Annotated in this window: 20 protein-coding genes; 11 read left to right on the plus strand and 9 right to left on the minus strand. The window is 55.3% G+C overall.

Going from position 1 to position 20569, the window contains the following annotated elements:
* Positions 1-102 precede the first annotated feature (102 nt).
* Both BEN30_RS19290 and BEN30_RS19295 read left to right on the plus strand, forming a co-directional pair.
* Complete coding sequence (locus BEN30_RS19290) at positions 103-471, plus strand: helix-turn-helix domain-containing protein (protein WP_069956304.1); 369 nt, start codon at positions 103-105, stop codon at positions 469-471.
* A 19-nt stretch (positions 472-490) separates the two neighbouring features.
* Positions 491-1054: an IS630 family transposase gene (locus BEN30_RS19295; RefSeq protein WP_084005484.1), complete on the plus strand. Its 564-nt coding sequence runs from the start codon at positions 491-493 to the stop codon at positions 1052-1054.
* A gap of 12 nt (positions 1055-1066) precedes the next feature.
* On the opposite strand, the gene BEN30_RS17390 is transcribed toward BEN30_RS19295, so the two are convergent.
* The 8 genes from BEN30_RS17390 to ubiE all read right to left on the minus strand — a co-directional run bounded on the left by BEN30_RS17390 (position 1067) and on the right by ubiE (position 8372).
* On the minus strand, positions 1067-1519 hold the full coding sequence (locus BEN30_RS17390) for a DsrE/DsrF/DrsH-like family protein (protein WP_069959569.1): 453 nt from the start codon (positions 1517-1519) through the stop codon (positions 1067-1069).
* Positions 1512-2357, minus strand: a complete 846-nt coding sequence (moeB, locus tag BEN30_RS17395; RefSeq protein WP_069959570.1) for a molybdopterin-synthase adenylyltransferase MoeB — start codon at positions 2355-2357, stop codon at positions 1512-1514. The genes BEN30_RS17390 and moeB overlap by 8 nt, the downstream gene beginning before the upstream one ends.
* Positions 2358-2572: 215 nt before the next feature.
* The gene (cysK, locus tag BEN30_RS17400) at positions 2573-3544 is read right to left on the minus strand and encodes a cysteine synthase A (RefSeq protein WP_069959571.1); all 972 of its coding nucleotides are present in this window, start codon (positions 3542-3544) and stop codon (positions 2573-2575) included.
* Between the two features lie 136 nt (positions 3545-3680).
* Positions 3681-4136: an RrF2 family transcriptional regulator gene (locus BEN30_RS17405; protein ID WP_069959572.1), complete on the minus strand. Its 456-nt coding sequence runs from the start codon at positions 4134-4136 to the stop codon at positions 3681-3683.
* Positions 4137-4162: 26 nt separating this feature from the next.
* Positions 4163-4651 carry a dUTP diphosphatase gene (dut, locus tag BEN30_RS17410; protein ID WP_069959573.1) on the minus strand — a complete coding sequence of 163 codons (489 nt, stop codon included), beginning with the start codon at positions 4649-4651 and terminating at the stop codon, positions 4163-4165.
* Positions 4651-5883: a bifunctional phosphopantothenoylcysteine decarboxylase/phosphopantothenate--cysteine ligase CoaBC gene (gene coaBC / locus BEN30_RS17415; protein ID WP_069959584.1), complete on the minus strand. Its 1233-nt coding sequence runs from the start codon at positions 5881-5883 to the stop codon at positions 4651-4653. The genes dut and coaBC overlap by 1 nt, the downstream gene beginning before the upstream one ends.
* 144 nt (positions 5884-6027) lie before the next feature.
* Positions 6028-7575 carry a 2-polyprenylphenol 6-hydroxylase gene (ubiB, locus tag BEN30_RS17420; RefSeq protein WP_245649081.1) on the minus strand — a complete coding sequence of 516 codons (1548 nt, stop codon included), beginning with the start codon at positions 7573-7575 and terminating at the stop codon, positions 6028-6030.
* Between the two features lie 11 nt (positions 7576-7586).
* Entirely contained in the window at positions 7587-8372 is a 786-nt protein-coding gene (gene ubiE, locus BEN30_RS17425; RefSeq protein ID WP_069959574.1) for a bifunctional demethylmenaquinone methyltransferase/2-methoxy-6-polyprenyl-1,4-benzoquinol methylase UbiE, read from the minus strand.
* 47 nt (positions 8373-8419) lie between these two features.
* Between ubiE and mutM the strand changes: the two genes are divergently transcribed.
* The 9 genes from mutM to BEN30_RS17475 all read left to right on the plus strand — a co-directional run bounded on the left by mutM (position 8420) and on the right by BEN30_RS17475 (position 19316).
* A complete protein-coding gene (mutM, locus tag BEN30_RS17430) occupies positions 8420-9265 on the plus strand; it encodes a bifunctional DNA-formamidopyrimidine glycosylase/DNA-(apurinic or apyrimidinic site) lyase (protein ID WP_069959575.1) in 846 nt (281 codons plus the stop codon).
* Positions 9266-9277: 12 nt separating this feature from the next.
* Positions 9278-9667 (plus strand): hypothetical protein, encoded by a 390-nt coding sequence (locus BEN30_RS17435; RefSeq protein ID WP_069959576.1) that lies wholly within the window; start codon positions 9278-9280, stop codon positions 9665-9667.
* A gap of 69 nt (positions 9668-9736) precedes the next feature.
* The gene (locus BEN30_RS17440; protein ID WP_069959586.1) at positions 9737-10513 is read left to right on the plus strand and encodes an enoyl-CoA hydratase; all 777 of its coding nucleotides are present in this window, start codon (positions 9737-9739) and stop codon (positions 10511-10513) included.
* 122 nt (positions 10514-10635) lie between these two features.
* Positions 10636-10899 (plus strand): 30S ribosomal protein S20, encoded by a 264-nt coding sequence (gene rpsT / locus BEN30_RS17445; protein ID WP_069959577.1) that lies wholly within the window; start codon positions 10636-10638, stop codon positions 10897-10899.
* 1081 nt (positions 10900-11980) lie between these two features.
* Positions 11981-13531, plus strand: a complete 1551-nt coding sequence (dnaA, locus tag BEN30_RS17455; protein ID WP_069959579.1) for a chromosomal replication initiator protein DnaA — start codon at positions 11981-11983, stop codon at positions 13529-13531.
* Between the two features lie 427 nt (positions 13532-13958).
* Positions 13959-15077, plus strand: coding sequence for a DNA polymerase III subunit beta (gene dnaN / locus BEN30_RS17460; protein WP_069959580.1), 1119 nt, complete (start codon positions 13959-13961; stop codon positions 15075-15077).
* A gap of 89 nt (positions 15078-15166) precedes the next feature.
* The gene (gene recF / locus BEN30_RS17465) at positions 15167-16417 is read left to right on the plus strand and encodes a DNA replication/repair protein RecF (RefSeq protein ID WP_245649082.1); all 1251 of its coding nucleotides are present in this window, start codon (positions 15167-15169) and stop codon (positions 16415-16417) included.
* 34 nt (positions 16418-16451) lie between these two features.
* On the plus strand, positions 16452-18917 hold the full coding sequence (gene gyrB, locus BEN30_RS17470) for a DNA topoisomerase (ATP-hydrolyzing) subunit B (protein WP_069959581.1): 2466 nt from the start codon (positions 16452-16454) through the stop codon (positions 18915-18917).
* A gap of 147 nt (positions 18918-19064) precedes the next feature.
* Positions 19065-19316, plus strand: coding sequence for a hypothetical protein (locus BEN30_RS17475; RefSeq protein ID WP_139135118.1), 252 nt, complete (start codon positions 19065-19067; stop codon positions 19314-19316).
* On the opposite strand, the gene BEN30_RS17480 is transcribed toward BEN30_RS17475, so the two are convergent.
* Positions 19313-20569 (minus strand): IS5-like element ISVbsp2 family transposase (locus BEN30_RS17480; protein WP_069959583.1); only part of this gene is annotated, 1257 nt, incomplete at its 5' end. The two genes, BEN30_RS17475 and BEN30_RS17480, sit on opposite strands and share 4 nt — an antisense overlap.

Below are 20569 nucleotides of genomic sequence, written 5' to 3' on the forward strand. Positions count from 1 at the left end.
TAGAGCGTTTCCGATAATAAATGAGTCGAAGTTGATTTTGTTGAATCCCTGTTAAGAGTTTTGTGATTCCCTTGGTCATCGGAACGCGAGGGAGTTTTTATCATGACCATTTCGCATGATTTACGTATTCGTTTGGTTCAGAAAGTGGCCACAGGGATGTCGTGTCGGCGTGCTGCAGCCCATTTTGAGGTGAGTCCAAGTTCTGCCATCCGCTTTGTGCATCAGTATGAAACAGAAGGGTCCGTGGCCCCCAAAGGACATGGTCCCCACAAGCGCCGCCTTGATCCCTACGGAGCTGATATCCTGAGCTGGATTGAAGAGACGCCGGACATGACCTTACAAGAATTGTCCGAGCGGTTATCCAGCGTCCATGGCGTTCGCGCCCCCAAATCGACCATAGATGACTGGCTTCGGTCGCGTAAAATCAGCTTCAAAAAAAACGGCCCACGCCAGCGAGCAGGGGCGTCCTGATGTACAGGCGGCACGAACGGTGTGGCGCAAGCGTCAGAACTGGCTTGAGGCCCACCCCGAAAAGATCGGCAACATCGTGTTCATTGATGAAACCGGTCTCAACACCAAGATGGCGCGCCTGAGGGGGCGCTGTCGCAAAGGCCAGCGGATGGTCGCCAGCATTCCTCACGGACACTGGAAAACCATGACCTTTATTGCCGGGTTGCGCTGTGATCGCTTAACCGCCCCCTGGATTGTTGATGGCCCCATGAACGCTGATATCTTCGCGCATTACATCGAAACACAACTCGCTCCGACCTTGAGCAAAGGGGACGTTGTTGTTCTCGACAATCTCTCAGCGCACAAATGTGACAGCGCCAAGCAGGCGGTTGAAAAACGAGGGGCCTGGCTCTTATTCCTGCCGCCATATTCGCCTGATTTTAACCCCATAGAACTGGCGTTCTCAAAATTTAAGTCTCATATGAAACGCCTGAAACCTCGTACAATCGATGACCTGTGGAAGACGGCTGGAAAAGTTTGCGACCTGTTCAAGCCAGATGAATGCCGCAACTTCTTTGCCGCAGATGGTTATGCGTCAAAATAACCCGGAAATGCTCTAGATGAAGATCACCGCGCCGTCTTGGTGGGCGTCGTTGAGAAACGTGACCACGCCGCCGATCTCATAGGTGAGGTCGTCGCGAAGATTTTGGCGCTCGATATCCAGCGCTTTCAGGCCCATTTCGCAGACCATGAAGCGCACCCCCAGTTCCCGACATGCAAACAGGAGGGTTTCAAAATCGGCAATGTTGCGGGTTTTGAAGGCATCATCCAGCTCCCCACCCGATCGCCCCGGAACTTCGGTGGGCAGAGTGCGCCAGGGATGTGGGGTGGTTTCGTCCGCCTGAATGAGTGCGCGCGCCCCTTCCATGGTGAAAAAAAGCGTCACAGGTGTGTCCGTGGCGGCGGCGGCGGACGCCATCACCAAGGCATAATGCACTTTGTCGAACGCACCGGAAAAAACGACAATGGATAGCTTTTGCGGACGATCCGCGTTGAGGCCTTCAGCCACGATGGTCCTCCGTTCTACAGGCCTCCGCAATCGGATTTTTGTGGATAGAGAGGTCTAAGATGGTGGGATTTTCACCACACAGTGGGCAACCGGGATCGCGCTTGACCTTGATGGTACGAAACTGGGTTCCTAAGGCATCGTAAATCAACAGCTGTCCCGAAAGGGTCTCGCCGATGCCCAGCAATTCTTTGATGATTTCGGTCGCTTGCAAAGACCCAACGGTTCCGCACAAGACCCCCAAAACCCCCGCTTCGGAACAGCTGGGGATTTGCCCAGGCGGCGGCGGTTCGCGAAAAATGCACCGATAACACGGCCCGTCGGTATGACCGCCGGGGAAATTCTTAAACGTCGCCACTTGGCCGTCAAAGCGCAAAATGGCGCCGCTGACCAAAGGCGTTCTGGAAAAATAAGCGGCGTCATTGACCAAAAAGCGGGTGGCGAAGTTATCGGAACCGTCGGTGACCAAATCGTAACCCGCCATCAAATCAAGCGCGTTGTCGACGTTTAGGCGTTGCTTGTGTAAGACGACTTTGACGTCGGGATTGATGGCGTTAAGGGTTTTGGCTGCGCTATCGACCTTGGCGCTGCCGACAGAGTCCGTGGTGTGGATGATTTGGCGCTGAAGATTGGATAAATCGACAACGTCGTCATCGACGATGCCAATGGTGCCCACGCCAGCCGCTGCCAAATACATCAAAACTGGCGAACCGAGCCCACCTGCACCAATAACCAGCACTTTAGACTTAAGCAGTTTTTCTTGACCTTGTCCGCCGACCTGAGGCAGCAAAATATGTCGCGCGTAACGCTGGATCTGAGATTCGCTGAAATCGAGGCTCATAAAATCTGTCCCGTGGTGTTCAAAACGGCGTCACTAAAAAGCAAAAATATAAGAACGAACAAAAATGCTTATACAAAAACGACGAAAATTTAATTTCAAGAAATTAACATCGCACTGTTTTTATTGTCATAATAAGATTCAAAAAAGACAAAGACAGAAAATAAGTAGAGTCCAATCGACAAAAAGCCTGGGCTTTAGAAATGTCAAACAACCGATCAGTCTTGGCCCAAACCTTCGAACAAGGGGGTTGAAAGGTAGCGCTCGGCGAACGATGGTAAGATTACAACGATGACCTTATCCTTCATTTCGGGACGTTGGCCCAATTCAATGGCGGTTGCCAGAGCGGCACCGGAAGAAATGCCAATGGGCAGGCCTTCCAAGCGGGCCGCTTTGCGGGCCATGGCAAAAGCGGTCTCGTTGCCGATTTGAATAACCTCATCGATGAGGTCACGATTCAAAACAGTAGGCACAAAGCCTGCGCCAATGCCTTGAATTTTGTGCGGTCCGGGCACGCCGCCCGACAATACGGCGCTGTCTTCGGGTTCAACGGCAATCATTTGCACAGACGGTTTGCGCTCTTTGAGCAAGCTGCCGATGCCCGAAAGGGTTCCACCCGTTCCCACGCCGCTGACGACCACATCGACCGCCCCGTCGGTGTCGAGCCAAATTTCTTCAGCAGTGGTGGCGCGATGCGCGGCAGGATTGGCCATGTTGGTGAATTGTTGAAGCATCAAGTAGCCGTGGGATTGAACCAGCTCTTCGGCGCGATCAATGGCCCCTTGCATGCCTTGAGTGCCGGGCGTGAGTTCGATCTCAGCACCCAAATAGGCGAGCATTTTGCGCCGTTCCGAAGACATGGAATCGGGCATGGTGAGGATCAACCGATAGCCCTTTGCCGCGCAGACGAAGGCCAGCGCAATGCCGGTGTTGCCGGATGTGGGTTCTACCAACGTATCGCCGGGTTTGATGTGGCCGGATTGTTCGGCCTCTTCAACCATGGCCAGGCCGATGCGGTCCTTCACGGAAGCCAACGGGTTGAAAAATTCGCATTTACCCAAAATAACGGCGGCGCAGTTTTCGGCTTCTGCCAGCTTGGAAAGCCGAATTAGAGGTGTCGCCCCAATGGTTTCGAGAATGCTGTTATAAATACGTCCCCGAGTGCGGGTGCCCGTGATTTGGTTGTCCATAGTCGTGTCGCCCTCCCTGACAGCAGTGCTGTATTATTAATTTTTTCGCACAATTTTACTGTTCATAGGTACTGGTTTTATCGCGGATTTGACGGTTCAACAAGCGTAGCGTTTGTTGGTCGCCTGCGTGAAGCGGTTAAATAATGAAATCAAGGCTTTTGCGGCCTTCGCTGTCGATGCCCGCCTTGTGAGCGCGGTTGCACATGTCATCGATGCTGACCAGATCAAGCTGCTTCATGACCTCGCCTTGCATTTCCATCCACAACGGACGCACGACTTTGACGCCAAGCTCTGATCCGGTGGTTTCTTGCAAGGGGTCATCGGCCGTTTCCATACGCCGGACAGCGCGCACGATGTCGCCGATGGAAATGCGTCGGCGTTCGCGCGCCAACCGATAGCCGCCGCGCGGACCGCGCACGCCTATCAAGATGTCTTCGCGTACAAGCTGCTGCAAGGCTTGTTCCAGGTAGCGCCTGGGGATGTCCTGGCGGCGCGTAATTTCGCGGCTTTGCACAGGTTCACTGCCGGCGTGATAAGCGATGTCGAGCACCGCCTCAATCGCAAACAGCATTTTTTTCGATAATCGAAGCATAACGGTCGTCCCCTAATAATAGGTCTTCAGGTTTGTTGGTTTGTGGTGTCAGTTGAGGCGGTTCCGGTCGAACCAAATCCGCCTGTACCGCGTTCGGTTAAATTTAAGTCATGACTTTCACGCCAAGCGATGGTTGAGACCGGGGCCACAACCATTTGCGCAATACGCATACCGCGTTCAATGGTGAACGGGCTATTACCTAAATTGATGAGAATGACGCCCACTTCGCCGCGGTAATCCGCGTCTATGGTGCCCGGTGCGTTTAAAACAGTGACGCCGTGTTTGAGCGCCAAGCCGGAACGCGGGCGCACTTGGGCTTCAAAGCCAACGGGCAATTCAATGGAAAGGCCGCTTTTGATGAGCGCTCGCTGGCCGGGTGCCAATTCGACGTCTTGGTCAATCGCGGCCAACAAATCAACGCCGGCGCTGTGCGGCGTGGCATGTTCCGGCAAGGCCAAATCAGCACCGTGGGCCAGACGTTTTACGGCAATCTCAACGCGGTTGGATGCACTCATCAGCTCGCCTCCCCCGGTTTGTGGGCGAATTTTTGAGCCCCCAGATGTGCTGCGATGCGCGTCGCCAATTGTTTGGCAACATGAAACTTGGATTGGCTCGGCCAGTCTTCAACGCTGGTGCGGGTAACCAGTTGAACGGTGTTTTGATCGCCGCCAAAGGTACCCGTAGACGGAGAAACATCGTTGGCGCAGATCCAGTCGCAGCCCTTTTTCGCCAGCTTGGCGCGGGCGTGCTCCAAAACGTTTTCGGTTTCTGCGGCAAAGCCCACCACCAATTGGGGGCGGCGTTCACCGGGGCGCGACAGGGCGGCCAAAATATCGGGATTTTCAACCATGGAAAGGCTGGGCATACCATCAATGCCCTTCTTCAGCTTTTGCGGGGCTTGGTTGTCGACGCGCCAGTCGGCCACGGCAGCGGCGCACACGGCGATGTCTGCGGGCAAAGCACCTTCAACGGCTGTCGCCATGTCGCGGGCGCTTTGCACGTGAATGACTTTGACGCCTTGGGGGTCGGGTAAATCGACGGGTCCGCTGATCAAGGTCACACGCGCGCCGAGCTCTTTAAGCGCTTGGGCGATGGCGTGGCCTTGTTTGCCGCTGGAGCGATTGGCGATGTAACGCACCGGATCAATGGGCTCATGGGTTGGACCGCTGGTGACGATGGCCGAATATCCACCAAGCGGGGCGGTGGAGCCAAAAAAGCTCGAAAGCGCCAAAACGATGTCTTCGGGTTCGGCCATGCGGCCTTCGCCCCATTCTCCGCAAGCCATTTCGCCTTCGTCGGGGCCAATCATGGTAACGCCGCGGGCACGCAGCATGGCGATGTTGGACTTTGTCGCGGCATGTTCCCACATGCGCACATTCATGGCCGGCACCGCCAATACCGGTTTATCGGTGGCCAACAGCACCGTGGTGGACAAGTTATCAGCCAGGCCGTGGGCCATTTTGGCCAAGGTGTTGGCGGTCGCCGGAGCCACCAGTACGACATCGGCTTCGCGGGACAGATTGATGTGGCCCATTTCATGTTCGTCGGTCAGGGAAAACAGATCGCTATAGACTTGATCGCCCGACACGCTGGCCAAGGCCAACGGGGTGACGAATTGTGCGCCGCCCCGGGTTAAGACACAGCGCACTGTTGCGCCGGCCTTGATCAGCTGGCGAACAAGTTCGGGAGTCTTATAAGCAGCGATGCCGCCCGTGACGATCAATAAAATACGTTTTCCGTTGAGCACGTTATAAAACCCACACACAAAAAAAAGCGAATTACGAAAAATTGGTGTGGATAAGTTAATGGCGAAAAACCCACCGCGCAAGTGTTATTTAACATATATATCGCATTTGTCGTGAAGATAAGAAGGCAGTACGATGACGACGCGTTAAAGAGCGCTCATCAAAAAGGCCGTTGCGGCAACACTTGCGGCGATACTGGCAATCCACATCACCGCTGTGGTGGACGGGGTTCGGCTCCGTTTTCCGCGCAGTTGCGCTACGGTGTCGGGATGAAGCTTAAGCCCGTGCTCGTCAAATTGACTGAGCGCCGTTTCCAAACCTCTGACGATAGAGGGCAGACGGTTTAAGGCGTCCACACCCTGACGGGCGGCATCTTTGAGCCGCGCTTCAGGTCCGAAGTTGGCGTGCATCCACTCTTCGATCAAGGGCCTTGCGATCACCCACATGTTGGCGTTGGGGGCCAAACGACGTCCGGTGCCTTCGGCCACCAGCATGGTTTTTTGTAGCAATAACAGTTGAGGCTGACTTTCCATCTGGAAGGTTTCGGTGATTTGGAACAATTGACCCAACAGCCGGGCAATGGAAATCTCATTTTGCGGACGATCCAAGACCGGCTCGGCAATGGAACGGCACGCCTGGGTGAATTCTTCCATCGATTGGTTCTTGGGGATCCAACCCGCTTCAAAATGAATTTCAGCAACGCGGCGATAATCGCGGGTGAGAAACGACATCAGCATTTCCGCCAAATGGCGACGCGAGGTCTGGTTCAAGCGACCCATGATGCCAAAATCGACAATCGCCACGGTGCCGTCGGGCAATACGAACAGATTGCCGGGATGCATGTCGGCATGAAAAAAACCGTCGCGAAAGGCTTGGTAAAAAAAGGTTTCGGCAGTTTTGCGCAAAATTTCCAAGGTATCGTGGCCGGCGGCTTTGATGGCGGCGATATCGCCAAACGAAATGCCGTGCACGCGTTCGGTGCACATGACCCGCCTGCCGGTGCGCAGCCAATCGATGCGCGGCACGAAGATGGAGCGATCCGTGAGAAAGTTTTCGCGCAGTTCATCGGCGGCGGCCGCTTCAAACCGTAAATCCATTTCCATTTCGACCGAGCGCGCCAAGGTCGCCACGCTTTCCACGGGCTTTAAACGGCGCAGTTCGGGGCGGGTGCGTTGGAGCAGGCGCGCACCCCAAAAAAACAGTTCCAAATCGCCTTTAAACGCTTTTTCGATGTCGGGACGCAGAACCTTGACCGCAACTTCTTCGCCATCCCGGGTGACGGCGAAGTGCACCTGGGCGATGGACGCGGCGGCGATGGCGGTGTCGTCAAACGACAAAAACAGTTCATCCATGGTTTGGCCGAATTCGGCCTCGATGGCGGCGCGCGCTTCTTCACCCGAAAACGGTGGCAGTTTGTCTTGCAAGGTAGACAAATCGGCGGCCATCTGTTCGCCCAACAAGTCAGAGCGCGTCGACAGCATTTGCCCGACTTTGATGAAGCTGGGCCCCATGTCCTGAAAGGCGCGCGCCAGACGTTCGCCGGGGCGACCCGAAACGCGGCGGCTGGAAATCATTTTCGCAAACAGCACAATGGCCGGGGCCAACTGCAATTGCTCCAAGATGAACAGTGCGTCATGGCGCGCCAAGGTGCGGGCAATGGACATCAAGCGCAGGATGTGACGAAGAGATTCCACAAGTGCCTCGCTTACGTGCGCCAAGCGCTATGGATGCAGGCGATGCCGCCGGTCAGGTTTTCATAGCTGGCAACCTCCATCCCGGCGTCTTCGATCATGGTTTTGAACGTTTCTTGATCGGGAAAACGACGAATGGATTCGGCCAGGTACTGATACGAGTCCCGATCGTTTGCGACGATTTCCCCGATTTTGGGCAACAGCGAAAACGAATACGTGTCGTAAATGGTGCTGAGACCGGGAACCACCACCTTGGAAAATTCCAAGCACAAAAAATGTCCACCGGGCTTCAGGACGCGCTTGGCTTCCGCCAAGGCACGATCAATGTGGGTGACGTTGCGGATGCAAAAGGCGATGGTGTAGGCATCAAACGTAGCGTCTTCGTAGGGCAGCTCTTCGGCGTTGCCTTGCTGCCATTGAATGCCTTGCAGTAAACCTTTGTCGATGGCGCGGTCGCGTCCGACTTGAAGCATTTCGTCGTTGATGTCGAACACCGTGACGTCATCGCCGCCGCCGCTTAAGTATTTAAACGCGATATCGCCGGTGCCGCCGCCAACATCCAAAAGCTTTTGACCCGCATGGGGGCGCAGCTTTTCGATCAAGCGATTTTTCCACAGGCGGTGCACGCCCATGCTCATCAGGTCGTTCATCAAATCGTATTTGGACGCGACGTTGTCAAAAACGCCACGCACCATGTCGACCTTATCTTCTTCACGCACGGTTTTGTAACCAAAATGCGTGGTGGGCTCGCCTGGAGACAGGATTTCCGGCGCCCTGGAGGGGTGTGTTTTGTTGCTCATAAGCTGGAACATAGCGGAACGTTCGCAAAGAGGCTACTGTCGTTTCTATGCCTGAGTTGCCTGAAGTCGAAACCGTACGTCGAGGATTGGCCCCCGTCTTGGAAGGGGCTGCTTTTTCGCGAGTCCATTTACGCCGTGCCGACCTGCGCAAACCGTTTCCCGTCGACTTTGTTCAGCGCCTGGAAGGGGCGCGAATCAAACGTACGGGGCGGCGCGCCAAATACCTTTTGATCGAATCGCACGATGACACCCTAATATGGCACCTGGGCATGTCGGGCCAGGTGCGCATCTATCCGCCGGGCGAAACGCCTGCACCTGTTGGCAAACACGACCATGTGCAGTTTGATCTCAGCAACGGGGCCGTCATCGTTTTTACCGACCCCAGGCGCTTTGGTCTGATGGATCTGTGCCCCAGTGAAAAGGTTGCGGAACACCCCTTGATCAAAGACATAGGTCCCGAACCTTTGGGCAATGCCTTTTCCGGCCCCGTGCTGGCGGCGGCCCTTAAGGGTAAAAAAGTTGCCATCAAACAGGCCATCATGGACAGCCATGTGGTGGCCGGGGTGGGCAATATATATGCGTCGGAAAGTTTGTTTCAGGCTGGCCTCTCCCCCAAACGCCGGGCGGGCACGGTGCAGGGCGCGCGGGCGGAAAAATTGGCGGGGGCGATAAAGTCGGTGTTGAGCGCCGCCATTCAAGCGGGTGGCTCAACGCTTAAAGACCATCGCACCACGGACGGGGAATTGGGCTATTTTCAGCACAGTTTCGCCGTTTATGGCCGCACCGGTCAGGCGTGTCCGGGCTGTGATTGTGATGTTTTGAAGACCAAGGGCATTCAGCACTTGGAACAAGGCGGGCGATCCTCGTATTATTGTCCCCGCCATCAACGTTAATAAGGCTTCATCATGCGCTTTGTTGTTGTTTTGTGTCTCGCCGTTTCCGTCGCGCTTTTCTCGGCTTCTCAGTCACGGGCTGAGAGCAGCGGTTTTTCCGCCGTCATTGATGACTTGCCGTTGATGCAGGGGCTTGAAGAAGTTGGCGACGGGGTCGAATTTTCTACGCCCGATGGCCGTTTGGCCGAAATTCTCACCGAAGGCCCGGTCAGCCAAGCCGAAGTCGTGAAGTTTTATGCTTCGACCTTGCCGCAATTGGGCTGGGTCAAGGAAACAACAGATATGTTCGTGCGCGAAGACGAAAGCCTGTCGTTGGCCTTTGAGCAAATGGGCAAAACGCTTCGGGTGCGCTTTACCCTGGCGCCGCTGGCCTCGAAGCAAAAGTCGCCTGCCAAAAAATAAACAGTCTTAAATTCAATCCCCGAATTAAATTCCCGAAAAGGAACGCCTCCGATGCCCGATACCGCCGCCCTGGCCTTTGAAACCATCCTCACCGAAGCCAAGGATGGCATCGGCGTCATCACCTTTAACCGTCCCAAGGCGTTGAATGCGCTGAACGCCCAGATGATCGGTGAAATGGGCCGTGCGCTGGATGCTTTTGAGGCCGATGACAATGTTCACGTGATTGTGCTGACGGGTTCTGAAAAAGCCTTTGCCGCCGGTGCAGATATTAAAGAAATGGCCGACAAGTCGTTTAACGACGCTTACATGGGTGATTTTATCTCCGGTCCGTGGGATCGCATCGACAGCTGTCACAAGCCTGTTATTGCGGCGGTGTCCGGGTTTGCGCTGGGTGGAGGTTGTGAAATGGCGATGATGTGCGATCTGATCATCGCTTCCGACACCGCCAAGTTCGGCCAGCCGGAAATCACCCTGGGGATTGTTCCGGGGATTGGCGGCACCCAACGTTTGACCCGTGCGGTGGGCAAGGCCAAGGCCATGGATATGGTGCTGACCGGGCGCATGATGGGGGCCGAAGAAGCCGAACGCTCCGGCCTGGTGGCGCGGGTGGTGCCCGCAGATCAGTTGATGGATGAAGTTATGACCATGGCGGCGACCATGGCGACGTTCTCGCGCTCGACCATGAAGATGGCCAAAGAATCCGTGCGCCGTGCGTTTGAAACCACATTAAGCGAAGGCGTGCGCTATGAACGCCGCCTGTTTCATGCCTGTTTTGCCACCTACGACCAAAAAGAAGGCATGAAGGCGTTTATAGAGAAGCGTAAGCCGAAATTTGAGAACCGCTAAAGGCAAATAAACGCCCAAAAATGCCAATAAATGCCTGTTATAAGGCTTGACGATGCTGGCGGGGGGCTATATAACCCGCGCTTCCGTTCGAACACGCGTTCAACGCAAAAGGTTGAGATTAAATGTCAAATCATAAGTCTGCTAAAAAGCGCATCCGCCAGACCGCCCGTCGCACCGAAGTTAACGGCGCACGTCGTTCCAGCGTTCGCACCGCCATCAAATTGGTGGAAAAAGCCATTCTCGCCGGCGACAAAGCCGCCGCCGCCGCTGCCCTGAAGTCTGCTGAACCGCAGATGATGCGCAGCGCACAGCTTGGCATCTTCCACAAAAACACCGTGGCACGCAAAGTTTCGCGTCTCAGCGCGGGCATCAAAGCCATCGCTTAAAGCTCCAGTTCATCGGTTTGAGGGGGCTTATGCCGTCATCCGCCGTTTGAATGGGTTCTTTCGTCGACGCGATTGTGCCGTACATATTTAAAACCGCCCTCAAAACCGAACCGGTTTCTTGGGGGCGGTTTTTTGTGTTTGTACGCCGCCTTTTACGTCCCTTTTGCGGCCGTGGCCCGGATGGGGGTATGGCTTGTTTTTGGGTATGCTTTTATATGCATCAAAACGTGTAAAACAGGGTAAATATCGCTATTGGGATGTAAAATTATTTTACGGCCTAAAAACGATTTTATGAGTCAAAAATTGAAATTTTTTCATCCCGTCCATGCACCGCAAAAGAAGAACCTCAAGTCAAAATGAAGGGCAAAAGTTGGCTGTAGTCCGATTCTCTTACATGGGCGCGGATGCCAGCATATAGCATTGAAAATGGATAAAATGTCCATATTTTGTGGTTGAAAGGAAAATTGGGGTGGGGGGAAAAAATCCTGCGTATTGAGGGTGTTATCCACCGCCTGTGGATAGCGTGGATGGATTCGCCGTGGCTGTTTAAGTCAAGTCAATTTTTTCATCTGTTCCCCTTTCGATCTTGTTGAAACGTATCCAATAGGCTTCTAAGATCACGCCAACATTGAAGGGCCCTTTAGGGCTCTCCAACACGACCTGTAATTACTCTTCACATCGTTGGCAGTTCAAGGGCTGGGGATGGCCCGCGAATACTTTGCAAATGGTCTGCATTCAGAAAGCCAAAATCTGCTTTTATTGATGATTTGAAGTCATGACTTGCAGGTTCAAAAATAATAATTACACGCTCATGTGCCTTCTACAAAAGGGGTGACCGGCGTTTTCATTTCGATATTTGTCGAATGCCGGTAAGGAAGAAACGTTTAATTTTGGGGCACCTAAGATAGATGAAAAGTCATGAAGCGTTGGTCGCACGGGCTCAAGGCCGGACGGCAAATACGTCAGGTACTTGTATAAAATTGCTGAGAGGGAAGGATCTAAAGGCGCATCGCATTCGCATCAACGCACGTGCGAACCGGGGCCTTTTTGAAACCTTTAAGTGCAGCAAGGGGAAAAGTTTATGAACGGGGTTAGCGTTGACGCACAAGTGGCGGCACAGTGGGAAGATGTGCTGAGCAGCTTGCGCGATGAAATTGGGGAAGCCGCTTTTCAAAGCTGGCTCAAGCCAATGATGGTTCGGGAATGGAATGATGGTCTGGTGCGCATTTCGGTGCCGACCCGTTTCATGAAGGATTGGGTCGTCGCCCATTATGCGGATCGTCTTGGCGAACTGTGGAGCAGCATGAACGCCGCCGTAAAGGACGTTGAGGTGTTTGTGCAGGCCGAATACGGCCAAAACGATGCAAAGGCGGCCAACACATCAAACCGCATTTCCGCATTAAGTGGTGAAGCGCCACATGTTCGCGGCGTGACAGGTAGCGTTTCTGGAAACGTTTCCAGCCTCTTGCCGTCAAGTGGCTCATCACGCAAGTCGGCATCCAAATCGATTCCGCCGGGGACGCAGCCGATGGCGCGCGACCAACGGGTCCTTCAAAGTGCACCTGGATATTTGGCCAGTATGCGGCCCGCCAACGACACCGCGCTGGAAATCAGTGCGCCTTTGGACCCCCGTTATACCTTTGAAAATTTTGTCGTCGGCAAACCCAACGAATTTGCCCACGCCGCCGCCCAGCGCATTGCCGAAAGCCCCAACGCACAATTTAACCCGCTGTTTTTGTATGGCGGCGTCGGTTTGGGCAAAACCCACTTGATGCACGCCATTGCGTGGAACATTCGCGAAGTCGATCCCAACCGCACGGTCATCTATATGTCGGCGGAAAAGTTCATGTATCGATTCATCCGCGCACTCCGCGAACAGAACACGGTGGATTTCAAAGACCAGTTCCGCAATGTCGACGTGTTGATGATTGATGACGTGCAGTTCATTTCCGGCAAAGATTCCACCCAGGAAGAATTTTTCCACACCTTCAACGCGCTGGTCGATCAAGGTCGCCAGATCGTCATTTCGGCGGACAAATCCCCGTCCGATTTGGAAGGTATGGAAGAGCGTCTGAAATCGCGCCTCAACTGCGGTTTGGTGGCCGACATTCACGCCACCACCTACGAGCTGCGCTTAGGCATTTTGCAGACCAAATCTGAGCGCATGGGCGTTGATGTGCCGTTGAAGGTGATGGAGTTTTTGGCCCATAAAATCACCTCGAACGTGCGTGAACTGGAAGGCGCCTTGAACCGCGTCGCCGCGCATTCTTCGCTGGTGGGTCGTGATATCACCATCGAGACCGCGCAAGACGTTCTCCACGATTTGATCCGCGCCCACGATCGCCGCGTCACCATCGAAGAAATTCAGAAAAAAGTCGCCGCGCATTTCAACATTCGCACCTCTGACATGCACTCGGCCCGGCGCGCGCGCTCGGTGGCCCGCCCGCGTCAGGTGGCGATGTATCTGGCCAAACAACTGACCTCGCGCTCGTTGCCCGAAATCGGTCGTAAGTTCGGCGGTCGCGATCACACCACCGTTATGCACGCGGTGAAAAAAGTCGAAGAGCTGCGCGAACGCGATCCGTCCTTCGCCGAGGATGTGGAATTGCTGCGGCGCATGCTGGAAGGCTGAAATCAACTCATTTCACAGCATACTATCTAAACGTTTGAACCGAGCCCCTGGCTGCTTTTGCATCCAGGGGCTCGGTGTTTGTGCAGCTTGTTGTGAAGGGCGCGCGAATCGGTTGTGAGGGTATTTTGCCCACACCATGTCTGGGTTGTTGCATGATGGCCGGAGTATGCCGGTTAAGTCATTGTTATTGAGAGCGTATTGGGCGCATTCCCGACAGAAGAAAAGACTTCGGATTTAAGGGCTCTTTGTTATAATGACATCCCTTTTCAGGGGGCCTTTTTCAGGGGCCTTTTTGAGGGGAGCTGGGGGCAGCGCTTTTGGGTGAGGCTTTCCGCGCTAAGTTTCCGGGGATTGTGGGCCATGTGGCCGAACGCATGTGATGCCGAACGCATATGATGACGTAACGAACAGTAATGTTGGATGAGATATGAAGCTGATTATCGAACGCGCCGCTCTTTTGAAATCCTTGAGCCATGTGCAGAACGTTGTTGAACGTCGCAACACCATTCCAATTCTTTCCAACGTCAAAATGACGGCAGGCGACGGCAAGTTGCGCCTCAACGCCACCGACATGGACCTGGACATCGTCGACGCCACGGCGGCAGAGGTTTCCCAGCCCGGCGAAACCACGGCCCCAGCGCACACCTTATACGAAATCGTGCGCAAGCTGCCCGATGGCGCGGACATTGAGCTGGACGCCACGTCGGGCGACGGACAGATGGTTTTGCGTTCTGGCCGCTCGCGGTTTTCGCTGTCGTGCCTGCCCGCAGGGGAATTTCCGGTCATGTCGGGCGGCGATTTGCCCGTCAATTTCGATTTGGCCGCCGTTCAGTTGAAAGACTTGATCGACAAAACCCGCTTCGCCATTTCCACCGAGGAAACCCGCTATTATCTGAACGGGATTTACCTGCACGCCGCCGAACAAGATGGCGCGCCGGTGCTGCGTGCGGTGGCCACCGACGGTCACCGTCTGGCCAGCGCGGAAACGCCGCTTCCCGACGGCGCCGACGGCATGCCCGGCATCATCGTGCCGCGCAAAACCGTGAACGAGCTGCACAAGCTGATCGAAGAAACAGAAGCGGAAATTCGTGTTTCCCTGTCGGAAGCCAAAATCCAGTTTTCTTTCGATGGCGTGGTGCTGACGTCCAAGCTGATCGACGGCACCTTCCCCGATTACGAACGGGTCATTCCCCAGGGCAACGACAAAGAAATGAAAGTCCTGCGCAAAGCCTTTGGCGATGCGGTGGACCGGGTGTCCGCCATCTCGACGGAAAAATCCCGCGCCGTGAAGCTGACCTTGGACAAGGGCTCTTTGGTGTTGTCGGCGTCCAGCCCCGAAAGCGGCAGTGCCACGGACGAGCTGGAATCGGATTACGCCGGGGAGCGTCTGGAAATCGGCTTTAACTCAGCCTACCTGCTGGAAATCATGCGCCAAGTTGAGGGCGATACCATTGTCATGTCGCTTTCGGATGCGGCGTCTCCGACCATCATTCGCGAAGAAGGCGACGACAGCGCGCTGTATGTGCTGATGCCAATGCGTGTTTGATGGGCGTGTTTGATGGACGCGATTGATTCGTCGCTTTAAGCACCCGCTTTAGCGCACCCATGCAGTCTGAACAGGACAAAAGAGCAAACGTGACACAAGCCCTGGCATCGGTAGATCTCAACGGCCCGGTTCCGCCGTCTCGAAACGATGTGGGACCGACTTGTGCTGCGCGATTGGCGTGCACCCGTTTAACGTTGAGCAACTTTCGCTGCTATGAGCATGCCCGCATTGAAACGGGGACCAAGCCCGTGGTGCTCAGCGGGGCCAATGGCGCGGGCAAAACCAATGTCTTGGAAGCCTTGTCCTTTTTGGTTCCGGGCAGCGGCCTGCGCCGCGCCAAGTTGAGCGATGTTGGGCGGCGCGACCCCGGTGCACATGACAGTGGCGCAGATACAGGGCGTGTTTGGGCGGTTGCCGCGGAAGTTTCCAGCGGCGAATATCCTGTGCGCATCGGAACCGGGCTGGAAAATGCATCGGGCGCGAAGCGCGTCGTGCACATTGACGGCGAAGCGCAAAGGGCCCTGTCCGTTTTGAGCACGCATTTTGCCGTGCACTGGCTGACGCCACAAATGGATCGATTGTTTTTGGACGGCAGTGTTGAGCGTCGGCGCTTTCTGGATCGCTTGGTGTACAGTTTTGATCCGGCCCACGCGGGGCGCATTTCGGCTTATAACCATGCCCTGCGCGAACGCACCAAGTTGCTCGCGGATAACAAGATGGATGATGCCTGGTTGAGCGCCTTGGAAGATACCCTGGCCACCCGCGGCATGGCCGTCGCGGCGGCGCGCTTGCATGTGGCGGAACGACTTGCCGGGGGAATGGCCGGGGCTTTTCATGAGGCGGATAGCCAGTTTCCCGCCTGCACCTTGGCGATTGATGGCTTGGCCGAAGGCTGGTTGACGGACCTTCCTGCGTTGGAAGTGGAAGACCGTCTGCGCCGGGCGTTAAAAAGTTCGCGGTCCCGCGACGCCAAAATGGGCGGTGCTGGCAATGCCATAGAAGGCCGCTTGCCCCATCAAAGTGATTTGCTGGTGACCCATGCGGCCAAGGCTATGCCCGCCGGGCAATGTTCTACCGGCGAGCAAAAAATGTTGCTGGTGGGTTTGGTTTTGGCGGCGGCGCGTTTGTCCGCTTCAGACGAAGGCCGGGTGCCGGTTTTGTTGCTGGACGAAGTCGCCGCACACTTGGATGCGCACCATCGCGACGCCCTGTTCGGCGAAGTGTTAAGTTTAGGCTGTCAGGCCTGGTTCACCGGAACCGAATCCGATCTGTTCGCCCCGCTCCAAGGCAGGGCGCACTTTTTCACCGTGAACGACGCCACCGTGTCGGAAACGTCCTAATTGTTAATTTGAGCCCTTAAAGGCAGAGACCCATATGACCGATCAAAGCGAAGACCAACCCGTTCTTTCCTCCGAAGATGCCGCCTACGGTGCCGGGTCTATTCAGGTGCTCAAAGGCCTGGAAGCGGTGCGCAAACGCCCCGGCATGTACATCGGCGACACCGACGATGGTTCGGGCTTGCACCATATGGTCTACGAAGTGGTCGACAACGCCATCGATGAAGCGCTGGCGGGACACTGCGATTTGGTCACCGTGAAGCTCAACGCCGATGGCTCTGTGACCGTCACCGACAACGGTCGCGGTATTCCGGTCGATATGCACGCCGAAGAAGGCGTGTCGGCGGCGGAAGTCATCATGACCCAGCTGCACGCGGGCGGTAAGTTTGATCAAAATTCCTACAAGGTTTCCGGCGGTCTGCACGGGGTGGGCGTGTCGGTGGTGAACGCCCTGTCCGATTGGTTGGAGCTCACCGTGCATCGCAACGGCAAAGAGCACAGCTGTCGGTTTGAAAATGGCGACACGGTGCGTTCGCTGGAAGTGGTGGGCAAATCCCCCATTACAGAAGAAGGTATTCCCTATACCGGAACCCATGTGACGTTCCATCCCGCCGTGTCCACCTTCACCATGGTGGAATTTGACTTCGCGACGCTCGAACATCGCTTGCGCGAACTGGCGTTTTTGAATTCCGGCGTGCACATGCAGTTGATTGATGAACGCCACGTTGACCGGGTTGAAATCGATTTGCATTACGAAGGCGGTTTGGTTGAGTTCGTCAAATACCTCGACCGCGCCAAGTCGCCCTTGATCAGCGAAACCATCATGGTGTCGGGCGAAAAAGACGACATCACGGTGGAAATGTCCATGCAGTGGAACGACAGCTATCATGAACAAACCCTGTGCTTCACCAACAACATTCCTCAACGCGACGGCGGCACCCACTTGGCTGGATTTCGCGGCGCGTTGACCCGCACCATCAATGCGTATTTCACCAAATCGGGCATGTCGAAAAAAGAAAAAGTCGGTCTGACCGGCGACGATGCCCGTGAAGGCCTGACCTGCGTGTTGTCGGTGAAAGTGCCCGACCCGAAATTTTCCTCGCAGACCAAAGACAAACTGGTCAGCTCCGAAGTGCGTCCGGTGGTCGAAAGCGTGTTGAGCGAAGGCCTGGATCGTTGGTTTGAAGAACACCCCACCGAAGCGCGTCAAGTGATCGGCAAAATCATTGAAGCCGCCGCCGCCCGTGAAGCGGCGCGCAAGGCCCGCGAACTGACCCGGCGCAAAGGCGTGCTGGACATTACCTCACTGCCGGGGAAACTGGCAGATTGCCAAGAACGTGACCCGGCCAATTCCGAACTGTTCCTGGTGGAAGGTGATTCTGCTGGCGGGTCCGCCAAGCAGGGGCGCGACCGCTCCAATCAAGCGATCTTGCCTTTGAAGGGTAAAATTCTCAACGTCGAACGGGCGCGCTTTGACAAAATGTTGGGCTCGGCGGAAATCGGCACCTTGATCGCCGCCCTGGGCACCAGCATTGGGCGCGACGATTTTAATATCGAAAAATGCCGCTACCACAAAATCATCATCATGACCGATGCTGACGTGGACGGCAGCCACATCCGCACCCTGTTGCTGACGTTCTTTTATCGCCAAATGCCGGAAATCATCGAACGTGGTTATCTGTACATCGCCCAGCCGCCGCTGTACCGGGTGAAACGCGGCAATTCGGAAGTGTATCTCAAAGACGACAGCTATTTGGAAGACTACCTGTTCAACGCCGCCGTCGATGAAGGCACGGTCTTCACGGGATATGACGGTGACCAGATGGCCGGCACGGATCTGCGCAATTTGGTGGAAGAAGCCCGCGTCGCCCGCGGCTTGTTGCGCGACATTTCCAAGCATGTACCGCTCAAGATCATTGAACAAGCGGCCATTTTGGGCGCACTCAACCCGCAAGTTTTGACCGACCCCGCGCACGCGGGCGAAATTGGCGGCTATTTGGCCAAACGTCTGGATGCGCTGGAAGAACAACTGGAACGCGGTTGGACCGGCACAGTTTTGGAAGACGGCGGTTTGCAGGTGTCGCGCACGCTGCGCGGCGTCAGCAACGCTTATGTGATCGACAACGCGCTGATCAAAAGCTCTGAAGCGCGGCGTTTGGACGCCATGGCGGGCAGCTTGCAAAAAAGCTACATGAAGCACGGCGTGTTGACGGCCAAGGACAAGGACCATCCCATTACGGGTCCGGTGGACCTGATTGAACGGATCACCGAGATGGGCCGCAAAGGCCTGGCGGTGCAGCGTTACAAAGGTCTGGGCGAAATGAACCCCAGTCAGTTGTGGGAAACCACCTTGGACCCCAACGTGCGCATCTTGCTGCAGGTCAAAGTTGAACATTCCGAAGCGGCTGGCGAAGTGTTCTCCACCCTGATGGGCGACAATGTTGAACCTCGCCGGGACTTTATTCAAGAAAATGCCCTGAAGGTTTCAAACCTGGACGTGTAATATTTTTTATCGCGTATTTTGAATGGCCCTGCACACATCAGCTGTGCAGGGCCATTTGACTTGCCCCACAACACTATCTATGCAAGTATTTACATATAAATACACTTATTAATACACTCATGGGCCGGGTTAATGTGGGAGGATGAAATGCACCAGTCTTTGATTCCGTCTTTGATGAAGCGCATGAAACAAGCGTGGTTCGCGCCGCTGTATTTGGTCTTGGCGCTCAGTGCGTGCAGCACCGTAACGCTGATATCGCCCTATGACGAAAAACTTGAATCCGGGGTGACCGGGTATGCTCAAAATCTCTCAACGTTCCTGGTGAAGATGCAAGCCGCTAACGGCACGCCTGCGGGCAAATACGAAAACAATATCGAGTTCGCCCTGAACAATGCCTAAGCCATTGATGTTTGGTATCGGATCATAAGTCGGGAAGTATCCGTTTTTACTATTTTGACTGTCTTTTCTGTCACGCTCATGATCCAGGCAAGCCAAAATGCCAGGGCGTTGAGGATCAGGCGCATGTTGTGGCCTGCGGCAACCAGCAGAGCGTTGATGGCGTCGCCAGTTTGGCCTTTTAGGAAGTTTCGATCAAGCCTGCCATCGGTTTTCATATGCCCGATGGTCGCCTCGATGGCCGATCTTCGTTTCAACTCACGCTTCATTTGGGGGCTCAATCCGCGCTTGTGTCCGGACAGCATGACCGAGGCCTCGCCCTCGTAATTATGGCCGCGATAGCCCCTATCGGCATAAATCCGCTCGGGATCGACACCAGTCATTTGCGCGGCCTGGGCGACGGTGTCGGACAGGGTATGTCCATCGTAAGGATTGCCTTCGAAGTTCTTTGCCGCCAGCACCAAGCCTTCACGATTGGTGGTGGCGATGCCAACCTTGGCGCCGAACTCGTAGGGTGTGCGCGCCTTGCCCTTGGCGATGCAGGCGACCTCCGGAGCATGCAGGGCGTAGAGTTTGTTTTTGTCCTTGGTTTTCTGGGTCAGAAGGCGTTCGACGAGGCCCAAAAGCCGGGCAAACCGAGCTTCCAGAGCAGCATTACCAGCGACCTTTCGGACGATATCGCGGTACACACGGCCCAGGAACGTCTTCAGCTTCTTGATCTCGCGGCGCATGCGCCTGAACTGTTTTGCGTGGGCATAGCGCCCGGCCATCAGCGCCGCCCGCTTGGCCACCCGAGTGTGGCTGCGGCGCAACAAGATGCCGTGGCGCTTGGCTTGGCGCACCAATGTTTGCAGGGCTTTCAGATACAATCGGCTATCCGTCGGGTGGGCGATGTTCTTCGGCTGCACCGTGGTGTCAACGGTGATCCGCTGAAAGCTGCTTTCCTTCACCGCCCCGGTCTCGACCGCCACGCCAACGGTGGCCGCCAAAACCTTTTCCATGCCCTCTGGGCCAACCCGTTTGCGCCAGCGCGTCATGGTGCTGGGATCAATGGGAAGATGATGTTGAAAGAACTCAAATCCGCAGAAATATTGCCAGTAGGGGTTCTCGACCCAGCGCTCTACCGCTTCTTCGTCCGACAGATCATGCATGTGCTTCAAATAATGCAGACCGACCATCAATCGCGTCGATTTAGCCGGACGGCCCAGCGGTTTGTAGTGCTTGCCGAAGGCCTCATCAAACGAAGACCAGGGCAT

It is taken from the genome of Magnetovibrio blakemorei (assembly GCF_001746755.1).
Lineage (GTDB): Bacteria > Pseudomonadota > Alphaproteobacteria > Rhodospirillales > Magnetovibrionaceae > Magnetovibrio > Magnetovibrio blakemorei.

Coding starts and splice junctions, on each gene's coding strand:
- BEN30_RS19290 (WP_069956304.1), top strand. CDS start 103: ATGACCATTTCGCATGATTTACGTATTCGTTTGGTTCAGAAAGTGGCC.
- moeB (WP_069959570.1), bottom strand. CDS start 2,357: ATGAGCCTCGATTTCAGCGAATCTCAGATCCAGCGTTACGCGCGACAT.
- cysK (WP_069959571.1), bottom strand. CDS start 3,544: ATGGACAACCAAATCACGGGCACCCGCACTCGGGGACGTATTTATAAC.
- BEN30_RS17405 (WP_069959572.1), bottom strand. CDS start 4,136: ATGCTTCGATTATCGAAAAAAATGCTGTTTGCGATTGAGGCGGTGCTC.
- dut (WP_069959573.1), bottom strand. CDS start 4,651: ATGAGTGCATCCAACCGCGTTGAGATTGCCGTAAAACGTCTGGCCCAC.
- ubiE (WP_069959574.1), bottom strand. CDS start 8,372: ATGAGCAACAAAACACACCCCTCCAGGGCGCCGGAAATCCTGTCTCCA.
- mutM (WP_069959575.1), top strand. CDS start 8,420: ATGCCTGAGTTGCCTGAAGTCGAAACCGTACGTCGAGGATTGGCCCCC.
- BEN30_RS17435 (WP_069959576.1), top strand. CDS start 9,278: ATGCGCTTTGTTGTTGTTTTGTGTCTCGCCGTTTCCGTCGCGCTTTTC.
- rpsT (WP_069959577.1), top strand. CDS start 10,636: ATGTCAAATCATAAGTCTGCTAAAAAGCGCATCCGCCAGACCGCCCGT.
- dnaA (WP_069959579.1), top strand. CDS start 11,981: ATGAACGGGGTTAGCGTTGACGCACAAGTGGCGGCACAGTGGGAAGAT.
- dnaN (WP_069959580.1), top strand. CDS start 13,959: ATGAAGCTGATTATCGAACGCGCCGCTCTTTTGAAATCCTTGAGCCAT.
- gyrB (WP_069959581.1), top strand. CDS start 16,452: ATGACCGATCAAAGCGAAGACCAACCCGTTCTTTCCTCCGAAGATGCC.
- BEN30_RS17475 (WP_139135118.1), top strand. CDS start 19,065: ATGCACCAGTCTTTGATTCCGTCTTTGATGAAGCGCATGAAACAAGCG.